This is a genomic window from Collinsella aerofaciens (assembly GCF_040920445.1).
GTDB lineage: Bacteria > Actinomycetota > Coriobacteriia > Coriobacteriales > Coriobacteriaceae > Collinsella > Collinsella aerofaciens_BH.
In genome coordinates this window covers 11,804-31,369 of record NZ_JBCOTQ010000022.1, presented here as the reverse complement: position 1 = coordinate 31,369, position 19,566 = coordinate 11,804, and the positions used below count along the sequence as shown (strand labels likewise).

Annotated in this window: 13 protein-coding genes and 1 tRNA gene; 10 read left to right on the top strand and 4 right to left on the bottom strand. The window is 59.0% G+C overall.

The genetic code is table 11. The annotated features are described in order from the left end of the window. The first annotated feature begins 97 nt into the window (after positions 1 to 97). The 5 genes from AB5405_RS05095 (at position 98) to AB5405_RS05075 (ending at position 8,657) form a co-directional block, all read left to right on the top strand. Positions 98 to 718 carry a uracil-DNA glycosylase gene (locus AB5405_RS05095; protein WP_006235848.1) on the top strand — a complete coding sequence of 207 codons (621 nt, stop codon included), beginning with the start codon at positions 98 to 100 and terminating at the stop codon, positions 716 to 718. 12 nt (positions 719 to 730) lie between these two features. After that, positions 731 to 1,237, top strand: a complete 507-nt coding sequence (gene tsaE / locus AB5405_RS05090; RefSeq protein ID WP_006235849.1) for a tRNA (adenosine(37)-N6)-threonylcarbamoyltransferase complex ATPase subunit type 1 TsaE — start codon at positions 731 to 733, stop codon at positions 1,235 to 1,237. Then, a complete protein-coding gene (gene tsaD, locus AB5405_RS05085; protein ID WP_368137781.1) occupies positions 1,224 to 3,608 on the top strand; it encodes a tRNA (adenosine(37)-N6)-threonylcarbamoyltransferase complex transferase subunit TsaD in 2,385 nt (794 codons plus the stop codon). Before tsaE ends, tsaD begins: the two co-directional genes overlap by 14 nt. A gap of 791 nt (positions 3,609 to 4,399) precedes the next feature. Next, positions 4,400 to 6,289 (top strand): carbon starvation CstA family protein, encoded by a 1,890-nt coding sequence (locus tag AB5405_RS05080; RefSeq protein WP_152067828.1) that lies wholly within the window; start codon positions 4,400 to 4,402, stop codon positions 6,287 to 6,289. A 184-nt stretch (positions 6,290 to 6,473) separates the two neighbouring features. Further along, the gene (locus AB5405_RS05075) at positions 6,474 to 8,657 is read left to right on the top strand and encodes a hypothetical protein (RefSeq protein WP_368137780.1); all 2,184 of its coding nucleotides are present in this window, start codon (positions 6,474 to 6,476) and stop codon (positions 8,655 to 8,657) included. Positions 8,658 to 8,986: 329 nt separating this feature from the next. On the opposite strand, the gene AB5405_RS05070 is transcribed toward AB5405_RS05075, so the two are convergent. The 4 genes from AB5405_RS05070 to AB5405_RS05055 form a co-directional block, all read right to left on the bottom strand. Next, positions 8,987 to 9,061: transfer RNA gene (locus AB5405_RS05070), tRNA-Gln, on the bottom strand. A gap of 38 nt (positions 9,062 to 9,099) precedes the next feature. Then, entirely contained in the window at positions 9,100 to 10,005 is a 906-nt protein-coding gene (locus AB5405_RS05065) for a peptidoglycan-binding domain-containing protein (protein WP_022094145.1), read from the bottom strand. A 138-nt stretch (positions 10,006 to 10,143) separates the two neighbouring features. Next, positions 10,144 to 11,157 (bottom strand): polyprenyl synthetase family protein, encoded by a 1,014-nt coding sequence (locus AB5405_RS05060; protein ID WP_368137779.1) that lies wholly within the window; start codon positions 11,155 to 11,157, stop codon positions 10,144 to 10,146. A gap of 125 nt (positions 11,158 to 11,282) precedes the next feature. After that, positions 11,283 to 13,733, bottom strand: a complete 2,451-nt coding sequence (locus tag AB5405_RS05055; RefSeq protein ID WP_368131134.1) for a PTS transporter subunit EIIC — start codon at positions 13,731 to 13,733, stop codon at positions 11,283 to 11,285. 229 nt (positions 13,734 to 13,962) lie between these two features. Here AB5405_RS05055 and AB5405_RS05050 point away from each other — a divergent pair, with 229 nt between their 5' ends. The 5 genes from AB5405_RS05050 to AB5405_RS05030 all read left to right on the top strand — a co-directional run bounded on the left by AB5405_RS05050 (position 13,963) and on the right by AB5405_RS05030 (position 19,354). Then, positions 13,963 to 14,682: a GntR family transcriptional regulator gene (locus AB5405_RS05050; RefSeq protein WP_035137765.1), complete on the top strand. Its 720-nt coding sequence runs from the start codon at positions 13,963 to 13,965 to the stop codon at positions 14,680 to 14,682. Positions 14,683 to 14,988: 306 nt separating this feature from the next. Next, positions 14,989 to 16,305: an ABC transporter substrate-binding protein gene (locus tag AB5405_RS05045; protein ID WP_006235863.1), complete on the top strand. Its 1,317-nt coding sequence runs from the start codon at positions 14,989 to 14,991 to the stop codon at positions 16,303 to 16,305. An 87-nt stretch (positions 16,306 to 16,392) separates the two neighbouring features. Continuing rightward, positions 16,393 to 17,247: a carbohydrate ABC transporter permease gene (locus AB5405_RS05040; RefSeq protein WP_006235864.1), complete on the top strand. Its 855-nt coding sequence runs from the start codon at positions 16,393 to 16,395 to the stop codon at positions 17,245 to 17,247. Next, complete coding sequence (locus tag AB5405_RS05035; protein WP_022095055.1) at positions 17,247 to 18,086, top strand: carbohydrate ABC transporter permease; 840 nt, start codon at positions 17,247 to 17,249, stop codon at positions 18,084 to 18,086. Before AB5405_RS05040 ends, AB5405_RS05035 begins: the two co-directional genes overlap by 1 nt. 68 nt (positions 18,087 to 18,154) lie before the next feature. Next, the gene (locus AB5405_RS05030; protein WP_035137764.1) at positions 18,155 to 19,354 is read left to right on the top strand and encodes an ABC transporter ATP-binding protein; all 1,200 of its coding nucleotides are present in this window, start codon (positions 18,155 to 18,157) and stop codon (positions 19,352 to 19,354) included. The last annotated feature ends 212 nt before the right edge of the window (positions 19,355 to 19,566 follow it).

Sequence of the window (19,566 nt, the reverse complement as noted above, 5' to 3'; positions counted from 1 at the left end):
CTATGGACGAGATGGCCCGACTGCGCGGAACGATTAACTACGAGGTCGCCTGCGGCTTTGGCATGCGCCTCGACAAGGTCTACGTGTAGGAGTCGCCATGGGCGTCATGCACATCCCTGGCCATACCCATCAGGCACCACGTGAGGTCGCACTCGAGGAAATTGAGGCCGTTCTGGGCGATTGTCACCTCTGCCAGCTCTACCAGTCGCGTCACAATATCGTGTTTGGCGTGGGAAACCCCCGCGCTCGTGTGATGTTTATTGGCGAGGCGCCGGGCCGCAATGAGGATTTGCAGGGCGAGCCCTTTGTGGGGGCGGCAGGCGAGGACCTCAACGGCATTTTGTCGCTGGCGGGGCTCAAACGCGAAGACGTCTACATTGCCAACGTGCTTAAGTGCCGCCCGCCGGGAAACCGCAATCCACGTCCCGAGGAAGTGCTGGCTTGCTCGCCGTTTTTGCGTGAGCAGATTCGAAGCATCTGGCCCGATATTATCGTGACGCTCGGCAACCCCGCGACGCACTTTGTGCTTAAGACCGAGATTGGCATTACTAAGCTGCGCGGCAGGTTCCACCAGATGGGGCATTTTGTAGTAATGCCCACGTTCCATCCGGCAGCAGCGCTACGCAATCCGGCGTGGCAGGAACTGCTGGAGGAAGACTTTAAGATGCTGGGCGACTATCTGGAGCGACATCCCGCACCAGAGGACGCCTCGGAATAATAAGGAGCATATATGTCCCTGGAGCGCCTGGGGGTAGGTACTTACAAAACGACTTGCGCTGCCGATACGGAGTACTTTGGCGAGCTAATTGCACCGTGCCTTGAGGACGGCGATGTGCTCATCCTGACCGGTGGCCTGGGAGTGGGCAAAACTCACTTTACCAAGGGCGTCTCGCGCGGGCTGGGCGATGGGCATATGGTTACGAGCCCTACGTTTGCGCTCATGGCCGTTCACGATCAAGGCCGTATTCCGCTGTTTCACTTTGATCTATACCGCCTGGAGCATGCCTACGAGCTCGAGGATACGGGCATTTTCGATGTGCTGGGCTATGAGGGTGCTTGCCTGCTGGAATGGGGCGAACAATTCCAAGACGAGCTGACGGATGAGTATCTTTCGGTGACGCTCAAGCGTGATGAGGGCGACAGCGATGTGCGAACGATAACGCTCGAGGCGCACGGTGACCGCGCAATGGAGCTTTCCCATTTGATTGATAAGGCTGTACAAGATGAGCTTGCATAACGACAACGCGCTGGTGGTGGCGCTCGATACTTCGACCGACATGCTTGCCTGCGCGGCAAGCTGGATTGATGGGCAGACGGGCGAGACGAAGCTCGTGAGTGGCGACCACATGTGTCGCCGTCACGCCAACGTTGAGCTCGTGAATACCGTTGATGGCGTGCTGGCTCAAGCCGGTCTGGATCGCAGCGATGTTGGTTACTACGTGGTCGGCCGCGGCCCGGGGTCGTTTACGGGTGTGCGCATCGGCATCTCCACTGCCAAGGGCCTCGCGCGCGGTGCTAATGTTCCGCTGCTGGGCGTGTCGACGCTCGACGCTTGCGCTTGGACGGCGTGGAAGGCTGGCGTGCGCGGCAAGCTTGGTATCTTGGCCGATGCTATGCGCGGTGAGGTATATCCGGCGCTGTATATGCTGGTCGATGAGGGTCCCGAGCGTCAATTTGAGCGCGAACACGTGGTCAAGGCCGCCGTGGCGCTCGATGAGTGGCGCCAAGCAGCGGACTGGGACCAGGTTCAGCTGACCGGTGACGGTCTCGTGCGCTATGGCAAGCTGCTGGGTGAGGACGAGACCGCCCGCTGCGTGGAGCGCGACCTGTGGTGGCCTTCGGGCGAGGGCTTGCTGCTCGCGCACGCTGCGGGTGACGGCGATCCGGCTCGCGTCCTGCCGATTTACACGCGCCTTTCTGATGCCGAGGAAAACGAGCGCAAGCGTCTTGGTCTTGCCGAGAGTGCGCAGAGCGAAATTACGGGCGTTGCCGATGAGCTCGCCGGTCGTCATCTGCAGTTCCGTCCCATGGGCGCGGCGGATGCCGAGGGCGCGAGCGCGCTGGAGGCTGCCTGCTTTGAAGGTGCCGGACACAAGGCGTGGACGCCGGGCATGTTCCTGTCCGAACTGGGCGAGGACGTCGCTGCGCCGCGTAGTTGGTGGGTGGCACACGACGACGGCAAGCTGCTGGGCCTTGCCGGCGGTATGGTCGTGGACGGTGATGTGCAGATTCTGGATGTCGCCGTCGACCCGGCACATCGCCGTGAGGGCATTGCCCGCAAGCTGCTGTCGCATGTGAGCTATGATGCCCAGATGCTCGGCTGCACCACGGCTTCGCTCGAGGTCGAGGACGGCAACGAGGGAGCGATCGCGCTTTATAACGCTCTGGGCTTTACCGAGGCAGGACGGCGCCGCGGCTACTATGGTGCCGGCAAGGATGCCATCGTCATGACGGCGCCGCTGCCCTTGGTGCTCCCGGTCGACAACGCTTCGCCCGAGCCGACGGCGGCTGAGCAGCGTGTATGGCCGCTGCCTGCGCCCGAGCGAACCGTTGAGGAGCGCGCTGAAATTGAGCGCCGTCGCCTAGTGCTCGCTATCGAGAGTTCCTGCGACGAGACGGCCGTGGCGATTATCGATGCGGATGGCAATATGCTGGCCAACCAGGTGTCGACACAGATTGATTTTCACGCCCGCTTTGGCGGCGTGGTGCCCGAGATCGCCTCGCGCAAGCACGTTGAGGTGATTGTGAGTGTCGTAGATGCGGCGCTCGAGGATGCCGCGGCATCGCTTGGCCTTGAGGGTGGGGCGATTGCGCCAAGTGAGCTTGCCGCCGTGGGCGTGACGCAAGGTCCGGGCCTGGTGGGTGCCCTGGTGGTGGGTGTCGCCTTTGCCAAGGGCTTTGCGTATGCTGCCGGCAAGCCGCTCGTGTGCGTCAATCATCTGGAGGGCCACTTGTTCGCCAACCTGTTGGCGCAGCCCGACCTCAAGCCTCCGTTTATCTTTACGCTTGTCTCGGGCGGGCACACCATGCTCGTGCACGTGAAGGCGTGGGGCGACTACGAGGTGCTCGGTGAGACGCTCGACGACGCTGTGGGCGAGGCCTTCGACAAGGTAGCCAAGGCGTTGGGTCTGGGCTATCCCGGTGGCCCCATCATTTCCAAGCTGGCCGAGACGGGCAACCCCAAGGCGATCGATTTCCCCCGTGCGCTTAACAGCAGGGGAGACTATCGCTTCTCGCTTTCGGGCCTTAAAACCGCTGTGACGCTCTACATTGAACAGGAGACCAAGGCCGGGCGCACGATTCACCTGCCCGATCTGGCAGCTTCGTTTGAGGCAGCTGTCTTTGACGTGCAGTACAAGAAGGCCAAAAACGCATTGCACGCTACCGGATGCAAGGAATACTGCATCGGTGGCGGCGTCTCGGCCAACCCGCATCTGCGCGAGATGATGATCAAGAAGCTTGGGCGTCAGGGGATTCGCGTAACGGTGCCGCCCTTGTCTGCCTGTACCGATAACGCCGCCATGATCGCGGAGGTCGCTCGCCGTAAATTCGACCGAGGTGAAATCTCGCCGTTCGACGTCGACGCCGATCCGAACATGACGCTGTAGCTGGTACGGCGCGGTCCCCGGACGGAGGGGCCGGATATAAGGTTTCCTGCTCTACAGTCCTGCGCAAGACGAAGGCCACATTAAGTGGCCTTCTTTGCGTGCGGAACTCGCGATAAACCTTATATCCGGCCCCTCCGTCCGGGGACCTTTCTGTATCGATATAGCTTCTGAGCTGGTTTGGCGTCGACAACGTCCAGCAAGGTTAACAAGCCAGCGTCGAATTTCCAGCGTTCTTTAGCTGAAAGAAAAAGTTGGTGTGCGGAGCTTTGCTCCGCATTTGGGATGGGAGCCCCTCGGGAGCGGGCGGGCGTATACAAGGTTTATCGCGAGTTCCGCACGAGCCGGAGAGCACTTAATGTGCTCTCCGTGCGAGCAGGACTGTAGAGCAGGAAACCTTGTATACGCCCGCCCGCTCCCGAGGGACATCTCTCATGCAAAAACTGTCGCTGGGTAAAGTCCGAGGTCAGTGGCGTTTTATACCGAGAAATCCAAAAAAGTTGAAAATTCATTACAAATTTGCGTTGACTTTAGGTAACTAAAGTTTCATACTCCTTTTCAACCACTGGGGGATGTGAACACGCACGGATCGTTCGCATCATGATTGAAGAGGATTTCTTAGACATGTTCACGCATCAGCTAAACATTATCAGCGTAGTAATTATCTGATGCGGGTTAGCACATACAGCTAGCCCGTACGATAACGGGCGGCTGATGAAGATGAGGGCCGTCGAGCGCAACCGACGGCCCTCATTTTTTATGTCTAGGAAGTTCTTTTTAGAGGAGGAAATGTAATGAACGGAGTTTTGCTCATGGTTGTGGCCGCGGCGGTGCTCGCCTGCGGCTATCTGGGCTACGGCCGCTGGCTGGCCAACAAGTGGGGCGTTGACAAAGAGGCCCTCACGCCGGCCAAGCGCATGAAGGACGGCAACAGCTTCTCGCCCGTCTCCGCCTTCACCGCGTTCTCGCACCAGTTCAGCTCGATCTGCGGTGCTGGCCCTGTCACGGGTACGATCGTCGCCATGGCCTTTGGCTGGCTGCCCGTCGTGCTCTGGGTCCTCGTCGGCGGCATCTTCTTTGGCGCCGTCCACGACTTTGGTGCCCTGTACGCTTCGATGAAGAACAACGGCAAGTCACTCGCTCAGCTCATCGAGAAGTATATCGGCAAGACCGGCCGTCGCCTGTTCCTGCTGTTCTGCTGGCTGTTCTGCATCATCGTCATCGCCGCCTTTACCGACATGGTCTGCAAGACGTTCATGTTCACCCCGGCCGTTGACGCTTCTGGTGCTGCTACCGGTGCCATCGACTTCACCAAGTCCTATGCCGCCGGCTGCGCTGGTACCATCTCCATCCTGTTCACCTTCGTCGCTATCGCCTTTGGTTGGGCCCAGAAGAAGTTCAACCTCACCGGCGCTGCCGAGTTCGTCACCGGCGTGGTCCTCATGGTTCTCATGTTCGCCGTCGGTATGCAGTTTCCGGTCTACCTGGATAAGTTCCAGTGGTTCGCCGTCGTCATGGTCTACCTGGTCTTCGCTGGCGCTATGCCCATCCAGATGCTCAAGACCCCGCGTGATTACCTCACTTCCATCATGATGATCGTCATGATCGTCTGCGCTGTCCTCGGCATCGTCGTCCTGGGCGTCAACGGTCAGGCCACTATCACCGCTCCGGTCTTTACCGGCTTCTCCACTGCCTCCGGCATGATGTTCCCGGTCCTGTTCGTCTCCGTCGCTTGCGGTGCTCTCTCCGGTTTCCACAGCCTCGTTTCTTCCGGCACCTCTTCTAAGCAGGTCGAGAAGGAGCAGGACGCCGTCAAGGTCGGTTACGGCGCCATGATCGTCGAGTCCTTCGTCGGCATCCTTGCCATCATCGTCGCCGGCATCATGTTCTCCGATATGAACACCGCCGGTACTGGCGCCCTCAATGCCGGTGTCGCTTCCACCCCGTTCCAGATCTTCGCCGCTGGTATCTCCCGCGGTATGCAGGCCTTCGGTGTTGACGGCACGCTCGCTACCGTCTTCATGACCATGAACGTCTCCGCTCTGGCCCTGACCTCGCTCGACGCCGTCGCCCGCATCGCCCGCACCTCGTTCTCCGAGTTCTTTGCCCAGACCAACGATGCCCTGGCCATCGAGTCCAAGGCCGGCTATATGAAGGTCCTCGGCAACCCCTGGTTCGCCACGGTCGTTACCCTGCTTCCCGGTCTCGCCCTCGCTTTTGGTGGCTATGCCAACATCTGGCCGCTCTTTGGTGCTTCCAACCAGCTGCTCGGCGGCATGACCATGATCACCCTCGCCGTGTTCTGCAAGTGCACCGGCCGCAAGGGTTGGATGCTCTACGTGCCCGTCGTCTTCCTGCTCTGCTGCACCTTCACCTCGCTGGTCCAGAGCGCCATGGGCTGCATGGCCGCTGTCCAGGCTTACGGCTTCTTCGGCACTATCCCGGCTACCGCCACCACGGCCGCCGTCTCCGTCGCCGCCACCAAGGGCCTGCAGCTCGTCTTTGCCGTCCTGCTGATGGTCCTGGGCCTCATCGTCGCCGTCAACTGCCTCAAGGAGTTCTTCGGCAAGGAGGCTGGCTCCATGCCTGATGAGGAGCCCGAGTGGTCCGAGATGGGCAAGGCCGAGTACGGTCGCGCCGCTGCCGCCGAGGCTCCCGCTGACGCCGAGGCCGCCAAGGCCTAGTCAGCTTGATGGACTAACCGTTCCATCCATATGACTCGGAAAGATCGGGTCCGCGACTTCGCGGGCTCGGTCTTTTTTTCATGCGAAAGCGGGTGACGCTCGAGTGTTCTCGCAGATGTTTTGCGTGGATAAGGGCGCGCGTTGTACCATATAGACGTATATGTGTACATATGAAAGGGGCCCCGTGGCCAAGACGGTATATTCCGATAACCAAAATAATGTCGATGCCCTGGCTGAACGTCTGAGCAGCCAGACGTCGCTTTCTGCTGAGCGTGCCAAGCTGGTTGCCTACGACCTGCTTTGCCGCAAGGCGCTCAAGATTAAGTCGAGTGCGCTGGCGCAGATTTTCCGCTCCGTCGATAAAGAGTGCGACACCAAGGCGATGCGCGATGAGCTTATCGCGGCAAATATCGTGACCAAGATCGAGGGTAGCGGCATTAACGGGCGCCCGGCGTTCTATACCATCAATGCCGAGATCCGCGATGCCCAGGAGCAGCCTGCCGAGTCCGTCGAAGATTTTGTCGTCGACGATTTCGCTGACGTGCCTGCTGTGGAAGAAGTTGCTCCGCGTGGGCATGTCGATACCGATGAGTTGCTTGATGAGAACGTCGTGCGTGCCTTTACGGCCAAGGCAGGACGCGGCGGTTTTGGCGGGGGTGGCAAGCGCGATGCGCAGCGCCGCGCCCAGCAGGAGCGCTTCCGTCGCGCCGTTGCTCAAAAGGGCGAGACGGATGCCGAGGCTGTTGAGACCGAGGTTGCTGCCGAGTCGCAGAAGCCCACGAAGGAGCAAAAGCCCGTGGAGGCCCAAGAGCCCAAGCGCCGTCGCGGTGCTCACTTTAAGGCTGCGCAGCAGGATGCCGCGCGTGAGGTTGAAGAGTCTTCTGAGGTTGCAGACGATGTTGAGGAGTCTGCCAAGAAGGCTCTGGGTTCATGCCGTCCCGGACGTGGTTTTGCGGGGCGCGCGTATCCCGTAAGGCGTCAGGAGAAGAGCGAACCGGCTTCGACCACTCAGGGCGAGAAGGACGAGAAGGCCGTTGAGCCGGTGGCTCGCGAGCAAAAGCCTGTTGAGCCGCAGCTTGAGGTTGATGCCGAGGCCAAGGGCCAGCAGCCTACTGATGAGCAGACGGAGCAGGGCGCGTCGAGCAAGCCTCGCCGCCGTCGCCATCGTGGGGGCCGCAGTTCCCATGCCGAGACTGCGGCCGAGAAGACCACGCCGCAGAACGAGGATGCGAAGGCCGAGGTTTCTTCGGGGCAGCCTAAGCGCCAGCCGGCGAAGGAGAGCAAGTCCGTTCGTCCGCAGAAGCAGGCGTCTATGCCGAAGCGCGAGCGCAATTCCCAAGGCGATTCTAAGCGCAAGTCTCAGAGGAAGCCGGAGTCTGCCGCAGCAGATACTGCTGCCCAGCAGCCCAAGTCGGCCGTTCACGGCGAGGCCTCGGCGTTTGCCCTTGCCCGCGTTTTAGGCAGGCAGCTGCTCAAAGTTGTCCCTACGCCCACGGCGCTCTCTAAGATCAAGGAGCAGCAGACACAGATCGTAAAGGTCGAGGGCAAGGACGGCAAAAAGGCTCCGCAGCGCACTCAGCACAACGAGATGTCCAACCGCAAGATTGCCGAGGAAATCGCAATCATTCAGGCTTGGATCGAGCGGAACCGAGGTGCCGATACGCCGGTTGCCTCGCGCCGCCAGCGTGCCTACCAGATCTTTAACGACGAGAAGGCTTTTGACGGCAAGCACGGTGAGCGCTTGATCAGGCGTATGACCGAAAAGGGCATCAGCATGCAGGCGATCAAGGTCGCCCCCAATCGCCCCGTGCACTTTACGGGCTTCTTTACGCTGGGCGCCGACAAGCCGTTCATTATGGTCGAGAACCTGGACACCTACGACGAGATCGTCAAGCTGCTGCGTGGCCGCAAGCACGCCAAGCTCTTTGGCATCAAGGTGGGCGGCGTGATTTTTGGCGGCGGATGCAAGGCGAGCGTCTCGCATGCCCTGGACGATTATCTGGCTGAGATTGGCTATCGCTTTAACTACGTCTACTACGTAGGCGATATCGATCGCGAGGGCGCACGCATTGTCGAGCAGGCTCGCAATGCCAATGTGGTTGAGATTCGCCTGCATGCCGGCATGTACCGTGCCATGCTCGCCGAGCATAAGCGTCGCGTGAAGGCCGGCGGCGAGTGCGAGCCCGCGGCTGCCAACCAGGGCGTGCCGCAGAACCTGGCGGCGACGATCAAGGATCTGCCCATGGTTACGCGCGTGCAGTTCCGCAACGTGCTGCGCGAGGGCGGGCGCATTCCGCAGGAGATTCTGATGACCGCCGACTATCGGGATGGCGACTCGGGAAGCTTCGACCGCATGCTGAACAACTAGGGACGCGTGGCCCCGGCGGGCCGGGCATTAAGTTTGCTGCTCTACAGTCCTGCGCAAGACGAAGGCCACATTAAGTGGCCTTCTTTGCGTGCGGAACTCGCGACAAACTTAATGCCCGGCCCGCCGGGGCCACGCGGCACTTGGTTGTCGCAAGCGGCTCGCTTTTCGGAACTGGGCTGATATTTTCTAGATGTAAGGCGCTCTTGGTCCTAATGGGCTTGGGGCGCCTTCGCGTTTCCTCAGCTCCGCACCCTTGTTGGTTCGAATCCCTCCGCTTGCCCACAAGAAAGCGCCCCGGGCTGACGAAAGCCCGGGGCGCTCAGTTACCTTGGCTGGGACGGAGGGATTCGAACCCCCAACAGCCGGCACCAAAAACCGGAGTTCTACCGTTGAACTACGTCCCAATGTGTGGTGTTGCCCAAAAGCAACTCGTTTAGTTTACCTAATCTGCGAGGGCATCGCAAACGCCATCGAGCAGGCGTACGGCGAGTGTCTGCGCGTCGCTGGCCGTGAAGGTGCCGTTGTAGCGCGTCATGCCCGTGAGCTCAATGCGAATGCGAGCCGGCTTCTGCTGCGCGGCGACATTGGCGGTGCGGATGCGCTGGGCCAGGTTGTGGCACTCGGCGAGGGCAATCGTGGCGCGCGGTGCGGCGTCGGCGGGCAGCTCGTCGCTTGCGATTTCGAGCACCAGGTCAACGTCGGTTGGGACCTCGGAGTCACAGAGCATCATGCCGCTGTTGTCGGTCGTTGCCGTGGCGATATTCCACATGCGCGACGCAACGCTGCGTGCGATGGGGTCCTCGCCGATAACGGCAATCTGGAAGCGCTCGAGCACGTTGGCGGCGCGAGCAAAACCGATACGGGACTCGGCTTCGGTGACCGAGGGCTTGCCCTCCCACACATGGTGCAGGCGGTTGATGTAGGCGTAGGTGTCCTGGAAGGCCATGCCGTCGGCAAACAGGCCGACATTTTCCTGGAACTGCTGCAGGGCGGCCTCGGTATGCGGACCAAAGTAGCCGTCGTCTTCGCCACAGGCAAAGCCCAAAACGTTGAGAGCGCGCTGCAGGGCCTGCACATCGGCGCCATGGAAGTTGGGCATGCGCAGATAGAGAGTGCGGTCGCCCAGCTTATACGAAGCGTCTACAAGGGCGCTCCAGCAGGGGATATCGACGGCATGACCGGCAGCAAGGCCGCTGTCGAGCCTGAAGGTGCTGACGGCCTGCTCAGTGGTGGCTCCAAAGTACTTGTCGGTGACTTCGGCGGCATCAATCGTGTAGCCGAGCTGCAGGAGACGAGACTGCACGTCCTCGACGGCTGCTCCTTGCATGCCCGTTGTAATAGGTTCCATGAACGAACCCCTTTCGGCGTACCATTCGTACTATTTGAGCGTCTGTCGGATAGACAACGCAAAGGGATGCATAAACATGCACTCAACAGTGTAGCAAGTTGTGCCTAAATACGCTGCTGACAGGTTTTATAACCCCCGTTAGTTAAGACGCTCCACAAAGAAATCTGCCATGGAGAGGAACAGCTCGCGTGCGTGCGGATCAAGCTCAACGTTCTCGATGGCCGCTTTGGCCTTAGCGGTCAGGTCGAGCGCGTAAGTGTGGGCGTAATCGATGGAGCCGGTCTCCTGGAAGATCTCCACGGCGCGTGCGAGCTGCGCGGGATCATCGGTGCCCGAGGAAAGAATCGCCTCGACCTCGTCGTGGTGGCACTCATCAGAGAGGGCGTGTACGGCGACAAGCGTGCGCTTGCCCTCGGTGATGTCGGTGCGGAAGTCCTTGTTGGCGGCTTCCTTAGTGCCGACAAGGTTGAGCAGGTCGTCCTGAATCTGAAAGGCAAGGCCTGTGTGCAGGCCAAAGGCGCGCAGCGCTTCGATTTGCTCATCGCTGCCGCCGCCGATAATGGCTCCGGCGGCAAGCGGCGTGGCTCCGCTGTAAAACGCGGTCTTGTGCGTCGCCATGTCCAGGTAGTCATCAACCGAGATATCAAAGCGCCCGTCACGGACCCAACCCAGGTCGAGTGCTTGACCCTCAATGGTGCGGACGATCATCTCGGTAAGCTCGTGGAGCACGCGCAGCTTCACGTCGGACTCCAGCGTAGGGTCGTCGAGAACCGTCTTGGTGACCATGGTGAGCGCCAGGTCGCCACAATTGATGGCAAGGCCCGTGCCCTCGGTAAGGTGCATGCAGGGCTTGCCTCGACGAAGCTGTCCGTTGTCGGCGATGTCGTCGTGGATCAGCGCGCCCGACTGGAAATGCTCGATGGCTGCCGCGGCGCTGCGGGCGCTCTCAAAGCTACCGCCCACTGCGGTTGCGGCGAGCATGCAGATAAGCGGGCGGTGGCGCTTGCCGGCGTTGGCCGTAAAAGCCGAGAGCGGCGCGTACAGGTAGCGCTCGATATCGGCAGAGGTCGCCTGTCCGTCAAAGAACGTGGCCAGATAGTCGTTAATCTGGTCAAAGTGTTGGGCTAAAAAGCTGGTAAACGGACTGGACACGGGTTCTCGCATTCTTTCTGAGGTTGCATTGGTGCAATATGCAGACAACATATTGCCACATCAGGGCGTTTGGCGCGGCAGTTTTGGCGATTTAGGACAACGGGCGTGCGTTTGATGGAGCGCGCCTAAATCAGCCTAAAATGCTCGAGCGCCGCAACGACACCGTCGTGATCGACGGTGTCGGTCACGTAATCGGCCTTATCCTTGAGATAGTCCGGTGCATTGCCCATGGCGATACCGACATCGACGGCGTTCATCAGCGAGACGTCATTGCTGGCGTCGCCGATGCCGTATACGGTTCCGTGGTGGGGATCGAGGGCGTCGAGTACAGACTGGATGCCCCCGCGCTTCGTGCATTCGCGGGGCGAGATTTCGGTTACCTCGAGTTCGAGCTCATTAAAGCACAGCAGCGGCTCAAGTGCCTTATCTTGAGCGATGTGGTTGGCGAGCGATGTAGACATCAAGATCTTGTAGACACTGTAATGTTGCAGCTGCGTGACTGCGTCGCCCAGGGTGCGCGCGTATCCGGGAGCATCGGGCGCATCGGCACTCATGCGCACGACGCCGTTGAGGCCCTCAAAGCGGATGACCTCGCCCGATTGCTCAAGGTAGGGGGCAAGACGCTGCAGCATACTGGGCGTCATCGACAGATCGCGAATTGCGTGTCCGTTGATCTCGGCGTAACCGCCCGCAAGACAGACGATGCCGGTCCAGGGCAGCTCAAGAAGTTTGGGGTGGATGCAGCTCAGGGTGCGTCCCGTGCAGATAAAGGCCATGTTGCCGTTGGCGACAAACTCGCGGATTGCCTGCGAAACCGCCTCGTTGGGATAGGGGGAGAGGTCCCGCTCGTCTTCGGGAAGGTCTTGGGCGAGCCTGGGGTCTTGCCAGGCGAGCGTTCCGTCGATATCGAAGAAGCAAATAGCGCCGCGCTTATGGGCTGCGCTGGCGGCAGGGGAGGCCGAGGTGGTGGGCACAAATTCCGGCTCGAGGCCCATGATCTGGTCAAAATGCTCTTTAACGCGGGGAACGGAGATGCCGATGACCACCTGGGCGGTCTTGCCCGTAATGATGAGGCCCTTGGCGCCCACCGCGACAAACGACGCGTTATCTGCAACGATGGAAGGGTCTGCGACCTCGACGCGCAGGCGCGTGGCGCAGTTGGTTGCGCCCACGATATTGCCAACGCCACCTAAAAGCTGAATTACCCGCTCAGCGAGGACGTGATCTTGATCGGATCGACTATCGACCTCGTCATTGGGGGATTGCTCTTTGGCAAAGTCGCTTCCCGTTAAACAATCGATTGCCGCGCGATTGGCAACATGATCCTCGCGGCCCGGTGTCTTAAGGTCATAGACCAAGATGAGTGCTCGAAAACTAACAAAAAAGATGAGGCTAAAGGCAAGGCCGATACCGAGCGCCAAAAGATAGGCACCGGCATGCGTGCGCATGAGCGGAATAAAGTTGAAGGCTGCCATCTCCATCAGGCCGCCCGAGAAGATGCCGACGATGCCAAAGAGATTCATGGTTGTGGCAAGGCAAGACGATAAGACGGCGTAGAGCAAAAAGAGCCCGGGGTGGGTGAACATAAAGAGAAACTCGAGTGGCTCGGTAACGCCGCAAACCACCGAGGCGATGATGGCGGGAGCAAGGATGACCCTGAGGCCGGCACGGCGCTCGGGTTTTGCGGTGGAGTAGAACGCAGCTGCGATGGCAGGAAGGCCAAAGAGCTTGACCCAGCCGGTGGCGGTAAAACCGGCCCACGGCGCAAGTTCATTAAGGGGGCGCGTGCTATGGGAGAGGATGGGGAGCAAACTGCTCCACGTGGCGTAGATGCCGTCGTTAATGACCAGGTTGTCGTAGTAGATCGGCATGTAGAGCAGGTGGTGCAGGCCAAAGGGCTCGAGTGCTCGTTCTAAAAAGACAAAGATGCCCACGCCAAAGGGACCGATGCCTGCAAGCGCGTGACGCAGCGTATCAGTTACATCGTATACGTAGGGCACGATGGCGGCCGAGATAGCGGCAAGGGCAAACACGGCAAAAAAGCTGATGAGGTAGACCAGCGAGGAGCCCGAGAAGGTGCCGAGCCAATCGGGAATTTTGGCATCGTAGAAGCGGTCATGGATGGCGACGACGGTTGCCGATACCGCCAGCGGGCCGATAATGCCGGTGTCGAGCGTCTTGATGCCGTCGATGACGGTGATACCGCTGGCGGAGGTCAAAGATGACGGGTACTCAAGTCCAAGGTTGTCTCCGCTCAGCTTAATGATCTCGCTCAAAAAGAAGCAGTAGGCAAAATAGGCGACGAGAGCCTCGAGGCAGCAACGAGCCGGTTGTTTTTGGGCAAGACCGATGGGCAGCGCTACGGCAAAAAGGAGCGGGAGGCGTTTAAAGACCGTCCACGAGCCGCGCTGGATGATAGCCCAGAAAACGTACCAAGGGGTTCCGTATACGGCGAGATCGCCGACGATGTCCGCAGTCGTTGCGAGAGCGGAGACGCCGACCATGAGGCCTGATATAGAAAACAGCATGGCGGGCGCGAACATTGCCCCGCCAAAGCGTTGGATTTTTTGCAGCATGTTCTGCCTTCCGAATATCGAGGCGCGTTGCGCGTGGGGAAACGTTTAAACAATGGATTCATTGTAGAGGACCAGACGATTGTCGTACCGGCAGTTTTGAGCGAAACCGATTTGGGCATGACAGAAACCGTCAACGGTTAAATCCTGTCGCTTTACCGATATTCGGTTTAAACAACTTTAAGAAATGCTATCGTGCCTAGCCGGAAATGAATAATGTAGAGGTGAAACAATGCCAAAAGCGATATACGAAGGAATCTACCGAGAAATACGCTCGCGCATCATTAATGGGACCTATGCGTTTCAGGAGATGCTGCCAACCGAAGCCGAGCTGACCGCGGAGTTCGGATGCACTCGCAATACCGTCCGTCGCGCCTTGGGTATGCTGGCCGACGGGATGTTTGTGCAGCCTATACACGGCAAGGGCGTGCGCGTTATTTGGCTTAAGGGCGAAACCGACATGTTGGGCGCACTCGAAGAGGTTGAGTCGTTTGGCGAGTTTGCAAAGCGCAACAATGCCGTTGCATCGACGGACGTTAAGTCTTTCGAACATCTGGTTTGCACCGAGCAACTCTCTCGTCACCTGGGCTTTAAGGTGGGCGAGGAGTTGATTCGCGTAGTGCGTGTCCGAAGCCTCAACGGCAACGCGCGCCAAGTGGACCATGGCTATTTTTTGGCGTCGATCGCCAAGGGCCTGACTCCCGAGATCGCGGCAGATTCTATTTACGGCTATCTGGAGCACAAGCGCGGTGTCAAAGTGATGGCGAGCCGTCGTACGGTGAGTGTCGAGCTCGCCAACGATGAGGACTGCAGCTATCTTGACCTCGGCAAATATAACTGCGTTGCCGTCATGGAGAGTCAGTCGTACACCTCGGATGGCATCTTGTTTGAGGTGACGCACACTCGCACACACCCCGAGATCTTCCATTACCGCGTCAATTCCAAGCGATAGCCGGCTAGCTCGCAGCCTGACGAGACTCATGGCCTCAAAGAGAAAACGCCCGGTCAAACCGACGGTACATCGGCTTGACCGGGCGTTTTCTCTGCATTAGATAACAAATAATTGTTTATACAAAACTTGTCAAGTATCAAGTTGAAATTACCGTTCACCGAAGTTTTTCTACCGCTCTAGTAATACTTGTTCAAACAACTAGCCAAATGGCGTATCGTTCAAATCAGCAAAAGGGGCAAAGTCCCCGAGCCAATCTCCGAAGGCGGCGGCAAAGGGTGCCGCCACGGTGTGAAAGGGTGGATTGTAATGAAGAACGAAATGAGCAGAAGGCAGTTCCTGGGCTTTGCTGGTTCCGCGGCTGCAGTTCTTGGTCTGGGCCTCGTGGGTTGCGGTGGTTCTGCCGGCTCCGGCTCCTCTGCTTCTGGTGACGCTGCCGAGGTCTACTTCCTCCAATTCAAGCCCGAGGTCGACAAGGAGTGGAAGGAGATCGCCAAGGCCTATAAGAAGGAGAAGGGCGTCGAGGTCAAGATCGTGACCGCCGCTTCCAACACCTACGAGGAGAAGCTTAAGTCCGAGATGTCCAAGAGCTCCGCTCCGACCCTGTTCCAGGTCAACGGCCCCACCGGTCTTAAGAACTGGAAGGATTACTGCGCCGACCTGTCCGATACCAAGCTCCGCGGTGAGCTCATTGACGACTCCCTGGCTCTGCAGTCCGACGGCAAGGATGTGTGCATCGACTGGGTCCAGGAGAGCTTCGGCATCATCTACAACAAGCAGCTGCTCGAGAAGGCTGGCTACAAGGCCGAGGACATCAACTCCTTCGACAAGCTGAAGGCTTGTGCCGACGACATCCAGGCCCGCAAGGACGAGCTTGGTGTCGAGGGTGCCTTCACTTCCGCCGGCATGGACGACTCCTCCAGCTGGCGCTACACCACCCACCTTGCCAACATGCCGCTCTACTACGAGTTTGAGAAGGAGCACAACCAGGAGGACGACGAGATCAAGGGTGAGTTCCTCGACAACTACAAGCAGATCTTCGACCTGTACATCACCGACTCCACCTGCGATCCCTCGCAGCTTGCTTCCAAGACCGGCGACGACGCCACCAACGAGTTCGCAACCGGCAAGGCCGTCTTCTACCAGAACGGCTCTTGGGCCTACTCTGACCTCGTCAAGGCCGGCATGACCGACGATCAGATTGGCATGATGCCGATCTACATCGGTGTTGACGGCGAGGAGAACCAGGGCCTGTGCTCCGGCGGCGAGAACTACTGGTGCGTCAGTTCCCAGGCTTCCGAGGATGCCCAGAAGGCCACCGAGGACTTCATGTATTGGTGCGTCACCGCTGACACCCCGACCAGCATCATCGCCGACAAGATGGGCCTGACCGCTCCGTTCAAGAGCGCCAAGGAGACCACCAACGTCTTCTCGCAGCAGGCCGTTGCCATGGCCAAGGACGGCAAGAAGACCGTCGCTTGGGACTTCGTCTACATTCCCTCCGAGGAGTGGAAGAAGAACCTCAAGCAGGCTCTGATTGCCTACGCTGCCGATAACAGCAAGTGGGACGGCGTCAAGAACGCCTTCGTCGATGGCTGGAAGACCGAGAAGGCCGCTTCCGAGTAAGCAGTTGCTGCCCAAGCTATCTGATTAGCGACAGGGGGCGGGCAGACGTTGGTTTGCCCGCCCCCTGCATATTGAAAGGACCCTTTTATGGGCAAAGCACTCAAGCGCTGGTGGCCGCTCTTTATGCTGCCCACGTGCCTGGCGTTTATGATCGGGTTCGTGATCCCTTTTATCCAGGGCTTCTATCTCTCGTTCTGCCAGTTTATTATCATTAGTAACGCGCACTTTGTCGGTATCGAGAACTACGTGCGCGCGCTGTCCGATCCGCAGTTCTCCACGTCGTTCTTCTTTACCGTGGCGTTTGCCTTCCTGTCGACGGTGCTCATCAACGTGATCGCCCTGGCCATTGCGCAGGCGCTCACCCGCAAGGCGCTCAAAGGCACCAACATCTTCCGTACGATCTTCTTTATGCCTAACCTGATCGGCGGCATCGTGCTGGGCTACATTTGGCAGATTCTGATCAACTGCCTGCTCTCCAACGTGGGCGCCCAGCTCATCGCTCTTAACTCTGCTGCTGGCTTCTGGGGCCTTATCATCCTGACCCTGTGGCAGCAGGTCGGCTACATGATGATCATCTACATCGCTGGTCTGCAGTCCATTCCGTCCGACTACATCGAGGCCGCCAAGGTCGACGGCGCTACGGCATGGCAGACGTTTTGGAAGGTTAAGATCCCTAACCTGATGCCGACCATCACCATCTGCCTGTTCCTGTCCATCACCAACGGCTTTAAGCTGTTCGACCAGAACCTCGCCCTTACCGGCGGCGCCCCCGCGCACTCCACCGAGATGCTCGCCCTGAACATCTACAACACGTTCTATTCGCGTGCCGGTATCGCATGGCAGGGCATTGGTCAGGCCAAGGCGGTTATCTTCTGCATCCTGGTCGTGGCCATCTCCATGATCCAGCTTAAGGCCACGAGGTCCAAGGAGGTGCAGCAGTAATGAAACGCGATAAGGTTATCAACCGCGCGCTCTCGATTTTCTTTACGATCCTGTCGCTCGCGTGGATCTACCCCGTGTTCATGATTGCGCTTAATTCTTTTAAGAAAGCGACCGCAATCAGCACCACCACGGCATTCGATCTGCTCACGCCCGAGACGTTCAACGGCCTCGCAAACTACATGCACGCCCTTAACGAGCAGGGCTTTGCCTCGGCATTTATGTACTCGCTCATCATCACGGTCACGTCGGTCGTGCTGATCTTGGTGTGCTGCTCCATGTGCGCTTGGTACGTGGTTCGTGTCAACAACAAGATCTCGAACTTCTTCTATTACCTGTTCGTGTTCTCGATGGTCGTGCCGTTCCAGATGCTCATGTTCACGCTGTCCAATTTGGCGGACCGCATCGGCTTTAACACGCCGTTCAACATCTGCTTTATCTATCTGGGCTTTGGCGCGGGCCTGGCGGTCTTTATGTTCGCCGGTTTTGTAAAGAACATCCCGCTCGAGATCGAGGAGGCGGCCATGATTGATGGCTGCAACCCGGTCCAGGTGTTCTTTAAGATCGTCCTTCCCATCATGAAGCCCACCTATCTTTCGGTCGGCATCCTCGAGACCATGTGGGTCTGGAACGACTATCTGCTGCCCTACCTTACGCTCGACTCCACCAAGTACAAGACCATTCCTATCTTGATCCAGTACTTCCGCGGCGGCTACGGCCACGTCGAGCTCGGCCCCATGATGGCCTGCATCATGATGGTCGTTATCCCCATCGTTATCATGTACATCCTCTGTCAGAAGTACATCATCGACGGCGTGGTGGCAGGTGCCGTCAAGGGCTAATGCCGTAACTGTTTTGCAAGTTTCTGCGGCGCCCCTCAGCGCGGCGCCGCATATCGAAAGGTAGAGACATGGCCGAGATCGTTCTCAAACATGTTCAGAAGGTGTATCCCAACAACGAGTCAAAAAAGAAAGGCTTCTTTGGCAAAAAGAAGAAGACCGAGGAGAAGAAGCACAACCTCAAGGTTACCGAGGACGGTGTGCTCGCTGTAGAGGACTTCAACCTCACCGTTCACGACCAGGAGTTCGTCGTCCTCGTTGGCCCCTCTGGCTGCGGTAAGTCCACGACGATGCGCATGGTCGCCGGCCTGGAGGACATTACCTCGGGCGATGTGCTCATCGACGGCAAGCGTGTCAACGACGTGGCGCCCAAGGACCGCGACATCGCCATGGTGTTCCAGAGCTACGCTCTGTACCCCAATATGACGGTGTACGAGAACATGGCATTTACGCTCGAGCTCAAGAAGGTTCCCAAGGACGAGATCGACCGCAAGGTTCGCTCTGCTGCCGAGATTCTGGGCATTACCGAGTACCTCGACCGTAAGCCCAAGGCGCTCTCCGGCGGCCAGCGCCAGCGTGTCGCTATCGGCCGCGCCATCGTGCGTGACCCCAAGGTCTTCCTGATGGACGAGCCGCTGTCCAACCTGGACGCCAAGCTTCGTAACCAGATGCGTGCCGAGCTCATTAAGCTGCGCCACGAGATCAAGGGCACGTTCATTTATGTTACTCACGACCAGACCGAGGCCATGACCCTTGGCGACCGTATCGTGGTCATGAAGGACGGCGTCGTCCAGCAGATCGCCACGCCGCAGGAGGTCTTCAACCATCCCGCGAACATCTTCGTCGCCGGCTTCATCGGCGTGCCGCAGATGAACTTCTTCGATGCCCAGCTGGTGCGCTCGGGCAACGGCTTTACCGTCAAGACCGAGGATATGAACGTGGCGCTCGCCCCCGAGACTTGCGCTCAGCTTGCCCTCAACTGGGACGGCGGCGACGTGAAGGAGATTACGGCCGGCGTGCGTCCCGAGCAGATCCTGCTTGCCGACAAGGGCGAGGAGGGCGCGCTCCAGGGTACCGTCGAGGTGACCGAGCTCATGGGCTCGACCGAGCATGTCCACGTGACCGCTCCCGACGGCCAGTTTGTCCTGATTATCCCCGTCGTCGACCTCGAGGCCAAGGGCGCGCTCAAGGCTGGCGACACCATCTGGTTCAAGTTCGAGAAGAACGCGACCCACCTCTTCGATAAGGTCTCTGGCAAGAACCTTATCTAGGCCCGGTGCATCCAGGCCCTCCCTTTGGGCGGCTGCGGTATTGCCATCCTTTTGCCGCGGTCACATATAAGGCTCCCCTCCCGTCCACTGGGCGAGAGGGGAGCCTTTCTTTGTGTTGGGACCGTTCATCTGTCAGTTTGTCTTGATCTGTAACAGGAGGAGGGCCAAATTGGGTCTACCTGTTACAGATCGAGATGAATTTAACGGAGGAA